The sequence below is a fragment of the uncultured Rikenella sp. genome, assembly GCF_947628055.1.
Classification (GTDB): domain Bacteria; phylum Bacteroidota; class Bacteroidia; order Bacteroidales; family Rikenellaceae; genus Rikenella.
In genome coordinates this window covers 1-10,469 of record NZ_CANQYJ010000085.1, presented here as the reverse complement: position 1 = coordinate 10,469, position 10,469 = coordinate 1, and the positions used below count along the sequence as shown (strand labels likewise).

General features: G+C 55.7%; 8 protein-coding genes. 4 read left to right on the top strand and 4 right to left on the bottom strand.

The genetic code is table 11. The features are described 5' to 3' along the window. Positions 1-1,338 precede the first annotated feature (1,338 nt). On the bottom strand, positions 1,339-2,295 hold the full coding sequence (locus Q0Z93_RS07960; RefSeq protein ID WP_298064397.1) for a hypothetical protein: 957 nt from the start codon (positions 2,293-2,295) through the stop codon (positions 1,339-1,341). 88 nt (positions 2,296-2,383) lie between these two features. On the opposite strand from Q0Z93_RS07960, the gene Q0Z93_RS07955 reads away from it, so the two are divergent. Continuing rightward, entirely contained in the window at positions 2,384-3,703 is a 1,320-nt protein-coding gene (locus tag Q0Z93_RS07955) for an acetyl-CoA hydrolase/transferase C-terminal domain-containing protein (RefSeq protein WP_298064396.1), read from the top strand. 649 nt (positions 3,704-4,352) lie between these two features. On the opposite strand, the gene Q0Z93_RS07950 is transcribed toward Q0Z93_RS07955, so the two are convergent. Further along, positions 4,353-4,808 carry a copper resistance protein NlpE N-terminal domain-containing protein gene (locus tag Q0Z93_RS07950; protein ID WP_298064394.1) on the bottom strand — a complete coding sequence of 152 codons (456 nt, stop codon included), beginning with the start codon at positions 4,806-4,808 and terminating at the stop codon, positions 4,353-4,355. A gap of 121 nt (positions 4,809-4,929) precedes the next feature. On the opposite strand from Q0Z93_RS07950, the gene tsaD reads away from it, so the two are divergent. From tsaD to Q0Z93_RS07935, 3 genes are all read left to right on the top strand, one after another. Then, on the top strand, positions 4,930-5,955 hold the full coding sequence (tsaD, locus tag Q0Z93_RS07945) for a tRNA (adenosine(37)-N6)-threonylcarbamoyltransferase complex transferase subunit TsaD (protein ID WP_298064393.1): 1,026 nt from the start codon (positions 4,930-4,932) through the stop codon (positions 5,953-5,955). Positions 5,956-6,143: 188 nt separating this feature from the next. Next, a complete protein-coding gene (locus Q0Z93_RS07940; protein ID WP_298064392.1) occupies positions 6,144-6,587 on the top strand; it encodes a peptidylprolyl isomerase in 444 nt (147 codons plus the stop codon). A gap of 34 nt (positions 6,588-6,621) precedes the next feature. After that, entirely contained in the window at positions 6,622-7,074 is a 453-nt protein-coding gene (locus tag Q0Z93_RS07935) for a DUF3127 domain-containing protein (protein WP_298064391.1), read from the top strand. 1,458 nt (positions 7,075-8,532) lie between these two features. Here the strand turns inward: Q0Z93_RS07935 and Q0Z93_RS07930 are convergent. Both Q0Z93_RS07930 and phoU read right to left on the bottom strand, forming a co-directional pair. After that, positions 8,533-9,225 carry an FKBP-type peptidyl-prolyl cis-trans isomerase gene (locus Q0Z93_RS07930; RefSeq protein ID WP_298064390.1) on the bottom strand — a complete coding sequence of 231 codons (693 nt, stop codon included), beginning with the start codon at positions 9,223-9,225 and terminating at the stop codon, positions 8,533-8,535. An 80-nt stretch (positions 9,226-9,305) separates the two neighbouring features. Continuing rightward, positions 9,306-9,995, bottom strand: a complete 690-nt coding sequence (gene phoU, locus Q0Z93_RS07925; RefSeq protein ID WP_298064389.1) for a phosphate signaling complex protein PhoU — start codon at positions 9,993-9,995, stop codon at positions 9,306-9,308. Positions 9,996-10,469 lie beyond the last annotated feature (474 nt).

Here is a 10,469-nt window from a genome sequence, read left to right as displayed (position 1 = left end):
GGCTGGAACTACCCCTAACCCTGCCGGCTGCGGCCCGCCCGGTTCTGCGAACCGGATTTTCACCGGCGCTCGAGACAAGTACGGCTCCGAAACATGAGTGCGACCCAGAGCCAACGGGGGCTGCATTAAACGGAGCGAACCGGGTCGTAATTACCCCCTACTCCGCCGGCTGCGGCCCGTTTTTTTAATGTACAGTTATTCTGACAAGTGTTTCCGCCATGTTGTCAGCGATCTCACTTTGTCAGGCCGGAGCCCCGGGCTGCGGAGGCCTGCGAAATTCTCACTGCGTTCGATTGCAGTCCCCGCTGGCTCCGGCCGTTTGCAGATCGGAAACGGCCTTGGCCCGCGCGCTGGCGGAAATCCTGTTCAAAAGCACAAGATGCTTTTGAACGATTTCCTACTCCAGCCGTCGCGCGCGGGTGCCGTTCGTCGCAAAAAGGAGGGTACTGCCCTTACGCCGGGCGGGCGGTACCGCTCGGCACGCGAACCAGGAGTTTGCTCCGCCTCAACTGGAGAAAACCGCCCGCGAACCGAGCAGTCCCCACTTAATAAATCCTCTCAAACTCTAACAAAAGCCCCAACGGGGCCCCGCGCCGGGCAAAGGGGTAACTATCCTAAACAGCCGCCACGCCGGTTCCGGAATGAGAAGGAAAGCCTCTACCCTCGACGTGAATATGCCTGCAGCCTTCCGGAGAAAGGAAAGGGGAACCCCGCGGCCGAAACAGCTGAAGCGGCCAAACGAAAACGAACAGCCTGCCCCGCATGAAAGCCTAAAAACCATGCGAAAATAACGATAACGGCACAAGGTGGAGCGAAAACGAAAGACCCGTCTCGCATAAAAGCCTAAAAACCATGCGAAAATAACGATAACGGCACAAGGTGAAGCAACAACGAAAAAACTCCTCGTATGAAAAAAGCCTAAGAATCAGGCGGAGATAACGGGAACGGCGCAAGGTGAAGCAAAAACGAAAAACCTGCCCGGCATGAAAGCCTAAAAAACATGCGGGAACAACGGAAACGGCATAAAGGCCAAGCAAAAACGAAAAACCCGCCTCGCATAAAAGCCTAAAAAACATGCGGGAACAACGGAAACGGCACAAAGGCCAAGCAAAAACGAAAAACCGCCCGATATGAAAACCTAAAAAATCATGCGAAAATACCGGTAGCGACACAAGGTGAAGCGAAAACGAAAACGCGATTATATACTTATCGTACCAGGCATCCCTTGTCTCAATTTTTCGGCTCGCGCCGCCCCCCGGCCGCTAAAAGCGGCCCCCCCGGCGCAGAGCCGAACTCGAAAGAAGAGAAAAGTACATTAAAGTTATAATCGCAATTCAGCTACAACGCCATAATATACAACTTATTCGCCGGCAGATCCGGGATGAACAGATAACCATCCGAAATGCAAATATCCGCCGGGCCCTGCAACTCCACCCCCAGATCGAGAACAGTCACCGCATTCTTTTTGTCCGGAGTCAAATCAATATACCCCACCTCCGCCTTCCCCTCCGCATTTTTCCAGTTGCTGAAGTAGAGTTTTGAACCGTCCGGCGACACCGCCACCCCGTCATACTGCCCGTACCGCGTCCCCATCAGATTGACCGGCAGCGTTCCCGGCACCGTCATATCCACCGCATAGATCACATTCTGCCCCCCCGGATTTTCATTCGGATCATACGAAGCGACATACAGCATCCCCTCGTATTCCGCCAGTCCGTTCGCCCCCGGAATATCCGCCACCTTCCGAGGCTTCGGCCGCTGCGCACTCCACACCGCATCGCAATCCTTCACGTCGATTTCATACAAATGCCCCGTATTCGTGACCGACACCAACAGAAAATCCCCCAACGTAACAAGGTCATTCACAAACAAATCCCCCTCGGGAAACGCAATCTTCACCGGCCGCCATTCCGGTTTCTTCATATTGTACACCACCACGCATCCCACATCCGCGATAAACAGACAATCATCCTTGACCGCCATCCCCTTCGGAGCGTTCAACACACCCGACGCCGGAAACAGGATCCGGTTCTCCTTGTCGAGCAGCACGATATAGCCCCGTCCCTCCCGATTGAGCGGGTTGAGCGTGTCCGTTCCGAAATTCGAGAGCAGAATGCCCCCGTTTTTCAGCGGCAGCGTCCCCTCGTTGAACCGGATGTGTTCAGTCACGGTATAGACCTGCTCCTTTGCGGCAGGATGCGCATCTTCCCGGGCGGCAGCCCCGAAAACGGAGAAAAACAAGCCCGAAAGACAAACAGAGAAAAAAGAGAAGCGGTTCATTGTTTTTTCTTTCACAATACTTGCAGTAAAGATAATTAATTTTCTTTAAATTTGTCAATCGGAAAGAACCATTACACTACGAACCAACGCACTCTAAATTTTTATGAACCCTGACATTAAAATCGTTTCGGCTGACGAGGCAGTGAAAGTCGTCAAAAGCGGCGACCATGTTCATCTGAGCTCCGTGGCCAGTGCGCCGCAGTGCTTGATCAAGGCGCTTTGCGCGCGCGGCGACCGCGGCGAACTCAAAGACGTCTATATCCACCATTTGCATACGGAAGGGCCGGCGCCGTATGCGGATCCGAAATACGAGGGAATTTTTCAGTCGGCCCAGTTCTTCGTGGGGAGCAACCTGAGGCGGCCTACGCAGGAGGGGTATGCGGATTATATTCCGGTGTTTCTGAGCGAGACGCAGAAACTGTACCGCTGCGGGGCGTTGCCGATCGACGTGGCGATGATACAGGTGTCGCCGCCGGACAAACACGGATACGTGTCGCTGGGGACTTCGGTGGATGCGACGCTGGCGGCGGTCGAGCTGGCCCATACGGTGATCGCGGTGATCAACAAACATGTGCCGAGGGCTTTCGGGCAGGCGATGATCCGGATGTCGGAGATCGACATCTGGTGCGAGGACGACACGCCGCTGATCGAAGCGCCGTTCACGGCTCCGAACGAGATCGAAACGGCCATCGGCAAGCATTGTGCGGAGCTGATCGAGGACGGAGCTTGCCTGCAGATGGGGATCGGAGCGATCCCGAATGCGGTGCTGGCGCAGTTGAAAAACCATAAAAACCTGGGGATTCATACCGAGATGTTCGCCGACGGGGTGCTCCCGCTGGTGGAATCGGGCGTCATCAACGGAAAAAACAAGGTGACGGATCCGGGGAAAATGGTCTCGACGTTCCTGATGGGCTCCAAGAAAGTCTATGATTTTATCGACGACAATCCGGGAGTGATGATGATGGATGTGGGGTACACCAATGATCCGTATATCATTTCGCAGAATCCGAACTTCACGGCGATCAACTCGGCGATTCAGGTGGACTTGACGGGTCAGGTGTGCGCGGACTCGATCGGGACGAAGCATTATTCGGGTGTGGGGGGGCAGATCGACTTCATCTACGGTTCGTCGCTCTCGAAAAACGGCAAGGCGATCGTGGCGATGCCTTCGACGACCAACAAGGGGATCAGCAAGATCGCTCCGGTGCTCAACCCGGGGGCTGGGGTGGTGACGACGCGCGCGCACATGCACTGGTTCGTGACGGAATACGGGGCGGTGAATCTCTACGGGAAGACGTTGCAACAGCGGGCGCGGCTGCTGATCAGCGTGGCGCACCCGGAGCATCGGGAGGAGCTGGATCGGGCAGCGTTTGAGCGCTTCGGGCCGCACCATACTTATATAAAGATGAGTTGCGGGCAGTAGTAAAGCGGGGTTCCACACTTTACAGGAATAGAAAAGCCTCTTTCCGTACAATACAGAAAGAAGCTTTTTCATTCTCCGTGCCCCTTGCCTGCGCCGTTTCCGTTATTTCCGCATGATTTTTTAGGCTTTCATGCGAGGCAGTTTTTTTGTCGTCGCTTCACCTTGCGTCGTATCGTTATCTCCGCATGATTTTAGGCTTTCATGCGGGGCAGGTTTTCGTTTTTGCTTGGCCTTTGTGCCGTTCCCGTTATTTTTCGCATGGTTTTTAGGCTTTTATGCGAGGCGGGCTGTTCGTTTTTGCTTGGCTGCTTCGGCTGCTTTGGTCGCGGGGTTCCCCTTTCCTTTCTCCGGAAGGTTGCGGGCGTATTCACGTCGGGGGTAGAGGCTTTCCCTCTCATTCCGGACCGGCGTGGCAGCTGTTTATGAGGGTAATTACTGTCCACTGCCCGACGCGTGCCCGCGCAGCCCCTGCCCGGCCCGAGGGCAGCACCCTCTTTTGGAGTAGTTTATCTTGCTTCCGGCAGGCCAATCAAACACCCGAAGGGTGCAGTTGGAGTGCCGAGCGGCACCGGGCCTCCGTCTGACAGCAATAAAAAGCGATCCCCCTCGGCAGAAAGGAACCGCGCAAAACACCGGGACACACCACAGCCTAATCTTCCAGAATCAGCGTATAATTCAGATTCGACGGTGCCCGCTGCAAACCGTTGCCCAGCAACACCACACTGTCGCCCAGATAAAGAAAATTGGTCGTATCCGGCCGGACACCCGACTCGATCAGCTGGTAATATACCGCCGACCGGTCGCCCGCAATGCCTTGTACAGCGACCCACTCCCCTTCCGAATCAAACGTAGCATTCTTGCCATTCTGCGCTTCCAGATAAGTCATCGACAACGCGAACTCCCCCGACAGCGAATCTTCGGCAAGATTGAACAGCGTCAGATCGTAAACGATACCCGGGCCGTCCGCCGCCGGCAGCGTCCCCACATAACGGCGCGACACCGTATCCGATCCGTCACCCCTTTTCATCCCCTGCCCGTCACCGCACGCGACCATTCCGAAAGCCACCACGGCAGCACAAACCGAACCGAACAAAACCTTTTTCATATCCCTTTGATTTTAAGTTAAATATTACGGGAAAATGAAAATACAAAAAGCAGGCCAAAGAACACCACCCGAAAAATTCATATCTTTGTTATTCTATAACTTACTACCGACACATCGGAATATGGAAATCACCATTCTCGGCATAGAATCCTCCTGCGACGACACCTCTGCAGCTGTTGTCCGCGACGGCATGCTGCTGTCGAACGTCATCGCCTCGCAAGACGTCCACGCCCAGTACGGCGGTGTCGTTCCGGAGCTGGCCTCGCGGGCTCACGGGCAGAATATCGTGCCGGTGGTCGACCTCGCACTGAAAAAAGCCGGCGTTACCGCCGCGCAAGTCGACGGTATCGCCGTCACCCGCGGCCCGGGATTGCTCGGTTCGCTGCTGGTGGGCGTATCGTTCGCCAAAGGCTTCTCGATCGCGCAGGATACTCCGATGATGGAAGTCAATCATTTGCAAGGGCATATCTTGGCCCACTTCGTGACTTCGCCGGAGAATCCAGGTGCCCCGAAACCGAAATTCCCGTTTCTGTGCCTCTTGGTATCCGGCGGGAACTCCCAGATCGTGCTGGTTCGCGACTATCTGGATATGGAAATTATCGGGGGCACGATCGACGACGCCGCGGGGGAGGCTTTCGACAAATGCGCTAAGATCATGGGGCTGCCTTATCCAGGAGGGCCACTGATCGACAAACTGGCCCGGGAGGGCGACCCGAAAGCGTTCAGATTCGCAAAACCGTCAGTCGGCGGATTCGATTACAGTTTCAGCGGACTGAAAACCTCGTTTCTCTATTTCCTGCGCGACCATGTGGCCGAAGATCCGGACTTTATCGAGCATCACAAAGCCGATCTTTGCGCATCGCTGCAAGCTACGATCGTGGATATTCTGATGGCCAAATTCGTCAAGGCAGCCAAGCAGTACGACATTGCGGAGATTGCCGTGGCGGGAGGGGTGTCGGCCAATTCCGGGCTGCGGGAAGCCCTTCTCGCCGCAGGCGAAAAATACGGATGGGCGACCTATATTCCTCCATTATCTCTCACGACGGACAATGCCGCCATGATTGCCATTACGGGCTATTACAAATACCTGCGCGAAGAGTTCGCGGGCCTCGACATGGCTCCGGCGGCCAGGGTGGCAGACTTGTAAATTCTGCTTTCTGTTTTTCGGCGTATCATGCCGTGGGAGCGGGCTGTTTTTCGGTCTCGAAACGATAGAGGCCCCGGCAGGGAGGTAGTACAGCCCGGTCGGTGTGCCGAGCGACCGAATAGCCGTACAGCTTGGTTATATGCAGGGAAATAGCTATCTTTATCCCCGGGAAATGGATCTGCAAACGTATGAGAAAAGCTGAGATACATACCGCGAAAGGGGTCATGAAGGTCGAATTCTACGAACAGGATGCGCCGGGAACGGTGGCGAACTTCTGTAAATTGGCCGAAAGCGGTTTTTACGACGGACTGACTTTTCACCGGGTGATTCCGAATTTCGTCATTCAGGGCGGTTGTCCGAAAGGCGATGGAACCGGCGGGCCGGGCTATACGATTCCGTGCGAAACCTCGGGCGGACATCAATATCATGACCGGGGAGTGCTGTCGATGGCGCATGCGGGCAGGAATACGGGCGGTTCGCAGTTCTTTATCTGCCACAACCGTGAGAATACGGCGCATCTGGACGGAGTGCATACCTGTTTCGGGCGGGTGTACGAGGGGCTGGAGGTGATCGATGCCATTCGGGCGGGGGATGTGATCGAGAAAATCGTGATCCTGGACAACGCGCAATAATCGGACTGTTAATAACATAAGAAAGGACGAGATAATGGATTTTGAAGTAACCGTACACATGCTTCTGCCGCTGGTGACGGGCCAGAGCGCCCGCGGCGAGTGGAAGAAACAGGAGGTGATTTTCGATCTGCCGGGCGAGTTCAACCGCAAACTTTGCGTGGGATTCTGGAACGACCGGGCGGTGGATGCTGCGGCTTTGCGGCCGGGGGATCGTGTGGCGCTGAGCGTCAATATAGAATCGCGGGAATATAACGGACGCTGGTACACCGAAGTGCGGGCGTGGCGCATGAACCGGCTGGAGGTTCAGGCGGGGGCGCCGATGCAGAGCAGTGCAGGGGCTTATCCGTCGCCGTATCCTCCGCAGGGGGCGATGCCCACGGGAGGGCAGCAACAACAATCTTACGGCGCGGGGCAGCAGCAGGGGGCTTCGGCGGCGGGTGGAAGTGCACCGACTTCGGCGGCGGAGGTGGATGACTTGCCGTTCTGAGCGGTTTGGGTTATTTGTGGACTGCGGCCGGGAAGGATTTTTCTTTACCGGCCGCGGTTTGTATTGGCGATGGGGCGACGGTGGATCGACATGTCGCGGGGGCAGGCTTTTTACAGTTGCCCCAGAAGACTTCCATGCGTCTCTTTTGTCGACGGAGAATAGAGGGTGGCAATTTTAGAAATCGGCTCGAATCGTTTTTCCAAGTCCTGTCGTATGACTAAATATAATCGACCTGTGCATCACCTGTTCTGTCCGGGGCCATGTCGGGGTTTTTATTGAGGTTTGCACATTTTTTCTGGTGTGAGGATGGAGTTCAATGCTTAAGCGGGTCGGATGCTCGGGGTGCCGCCCGGTACACGCGCCGAAGAGTTCACACCGCTTAATATAGGCTCTGCTGGCTCCGGGTCGTACTCGTACTTCGGAACTGTACTTGTCTCGAGCCCCAGTGAAAATCCGGTTTGACCGGGATATCCCTTTGTCAGGCCGGAGCCCCGGGCTGCGGAGGCCTGCAAAATGCTCACTGCGTTCAATTGCAGTCCCCGCTGGCTCCGGCCGTTTGCAGATCGGAAACGGCCTTGGCCCGCGCGCTGGCGGAAATCTTGTTCAAAAGCAATTCATGCTTTTGAACGATTTCCTGCTCCAGCCGTCGCGCGCGGGGTGCCGCTGGGCACTCCAGCCGGGGAGTAACTACCCAAAATACCCTCCGTGGGCGGCGGCCCTTTGCAGATCAAAAACAGCCTCTGTTCCGCGCGCTGGCGGAAATCTTGTTCAAAAGCAATTCATGCTTTTGAACGATTCCTACTCCAGCCGTCGTGCGCGGGGTGCCGCTGGGCACTCCAGCCGGAGAGTAACTACCCAAAATACCCTCCGTGGGCGGCGGCCCTTTGCCGATCAAAAACAGCCTCTGTTCCGCGCGCTGGCGGAAATCCTGTTCAAAAGCGCAAGCTGCTTTTGAACGATTTCCTGCTCCAGCCGTCGCACGCGGGTGCCATTCGGTACACGAATAAGGTCGGAACTATCCGAAACGGTCTGCCGGCACCAAGATAACCCGTCCAAAAGGAGGAAACTGCCTTGCGCGGGCGGCGTCCGGGTGACCCCGGCGGGACGAGCGAAACTGCGTTTCGCTTGGGCAATCCTTAATCCAACTTATTTTTTCCCGCGCGCCGGGAAAATCGTTCGTTTTCAACTTCCGTTGAAACCGTCGATTTTCCTCTTTCGGCGTGGCGCGCGGTGCCATACTCAAGCTTCGGGACTGTACTTGTCTCAGCACCGGTGAAAATCCGGTTCGCAGAACCGGGCGGGCCACAGTCTCCCGCAGCGGAGGCCCGCAACTCTTTTATCGCTTGCGCGAGAGTTGCCGTTCCCCGCAGGCTGCGACACCGTTTTATTAATCGTACAAAAAAGGCCGGACCCGCACCTACAGCGAGACCGGCCGAAAAATCTCCGGACAAACCGAAATTACCGAACTACCGCCGAAGTATCCTTAGCCACCGTCCCCGGAACCACTTTCGTCACTTCGATGTCGAATTTCAGCGCCTGATTCGGAGCGATACCGCGGTTGCCCATTTCACCGTAAGCCAAGCTTGCCGGCGTATACAGCGTGATTTTACCGCCTTCGCCGATCAGCGGCAGCCCTTCGAGCCACCCTTTGATCAGCATACCTTCCTGGAGCAGCATCGGCACCGCTTCGTCCGCTTGTTCCAGCTGCTGTCCGTTCGGCAGCGACAACTTATATTTCACATAGATCGAGTCCCCCAACGCAATCTTGGTATCCGCCCCCGGTTCTTCGATCTTGTAGGCCAGACCGCTCGCGAGGGTATCCGCGCCGTCTGCAATGGCTTCTTCGATAAATTTCTTACCTGCGGCAGCATTTTTACGTGCCAGCCCGACGGTCATGTATTCCTGAATGAAAGCGCCTGCTTCTTCGCGGGTCATTTTCCCCGTCTTGGCATAAACGTCTTTGATGGCAGCCGCAAGAATATCCGCATTGAGGGTCGAGTCGAACTGGAAAGCCATGCTTCCGAGATCCGTACCGATCGCATAAGCCAACGTGTCCATATCCGTAGTCAGCTTGGCATTGCCCTGACCGCACGAGGTCATCGTCGCGAAAGCGGCGACCGAAGCAGCGGCGAGGATAAAAACTTTTTTCATGGTCTGATGAAATATTACTTGGTTTTTTAATTCAAAATCAGCCGCAAATATAGTCAATTTTATCCGATTTCGCCCCGGTCTCACGATTTTTCTTCTTTCGTCGCCTCCGTATACGCGGTATGGCGCAATTCCTTGGCATCGACGTAAAAGACCACGTCTTCCGCAATGTTGCTCAGGCGGTCGCCCATGCGTTCCACCCGCCGCACCACGTTGTGAATGCCCATCGTCTCGGCCGTCTGGTCCGGATGCGCCGTAATCCAGGCCGCGAGCACCGGGACTGCCTCCCGGTGGATTGCGTCCACGGCGTCGTCCAATCCCAACACCCGGCTGGCCAGCCGACTGTCTTCCCGGGCCAGCGCCGTGCGCGTTTCTTCCATCATTTTCAGCACGGTGTCGAACATCCTCCGCAGCTGCAACTGTTTGAGCAGTTCCGCCGGAATTGCCTTAGTCTGGTGGTGTGCCACGAACTGTGCGATACTCTCTGCGAAATCTCCGATCCGTTCCAGGTTGTTGTTGATCTTGAGCAGCGAAAGCACGAACCGCAAATCTACGGCCACCGGGCTGAACCGGGCGATAAAGTTCTCGCAATGGTGGTCTACCACCAGTTCCTGTGCATTGACGTTTTTCTCGCGCGAGATGATCTCGCGGGCGAGATCTTTGTCGAATGCGGTCACTGCCTCGAAGCTCTTGCGTACTTGCTGTTCTGCCAGCGACCACATTTGCGCCAGGAGGCTTTTCAATTCTTTAATCTCTGTTTCTGTTTGTTTCATCGTGTGGTGTTTTTGTGATGGAGGTTCGATTTTCGCCCCTCTGACTGCGCTGGAGTTAAAAACTTCCGCAGGTTTTATTGTGCGTGTTCGGGAGAGAACTGTTCCTTTTAACTTCGCTTCGCTCGTTTTCCTCGCGCTACCTCAGCATAGCCCGCAAGCAGTCTCTGCATTCGGAACGCTGCTCGGTTGTGAACAACCGACGCTGCCAGCGGTGCCGCTCGGCACTCGATCCGGGCTGGAACTACCCTAAGTTTCCCGGGCGTCCGACCCGAAAATTAAACGTAGGTTTATTTGCACTGTGCTGTGTGGAACCGTACCTTTTCTGAAGAAAAGGTACCCAAAAGACTTTCAGATAGCTGCGCTACTCCTTAGGCTCCGCAGTCCTCTTGCATTGTATTTGGTTCGGGGCGCGGGAAGCGGGCCGATAAGGGATAAACCTCATGAGGTCGGCCCGCTTCCCCGCACCCCGACAAA

Bases quoted from the DNA above. Each gene is read 5' to 3' on its own strand.
- phoU (WP_298064389.1), bottom strand. From the start codon at position 9,995: ATGAAACAAACAGAAACAGAGATTAAAGAATTGAAAAGCCTCCTGGCG.
- Q0Z93_RS07940 (WP_298064392.1), top strand. From the start codon at position 6,144: ATGAGAAAAGCTGAGATACATACCGCGAAAGGGGTCATGAAGGTCGAA.
- Q0Z93_RS07930 (WP_298064390.1), bottom strand. From the start codon at position 9,225: ATGAAAAAAGTTTTTATCCTCGCCGCTGCTTCGGTCGCCGCTTTCGCG.
- Q0Z93_RS07950 (WP_298064394.1), bottom strand. From the start codon at position 4,808: ATGAAAAAGGTTTTGTTCGGTTCGGTTTGTGCTGCCGTGGTGGCTTTC.
- Q0Z93_RS07935 (WP_298064391.1), top strand. From the start codon at position 6,622: ATGGATTTTGAAGTAACCGTACACATGCTTCTGCCGCTGGTGACGGGC.
- Q0Z93_RS07955 (WP_298064396.1), top strand. From the start codon at position 2,384: ATGAACCCTGACATTAAAATCGTTTCGGCTGACGAGGCAGTGAAAGTC.
- tsaD (WP_298064393.1), top strand. From the start codon at position 4,930: ATGGAAATCACCATTCTCGGCATAGAATCCTCCTGCGACGACACCTCT.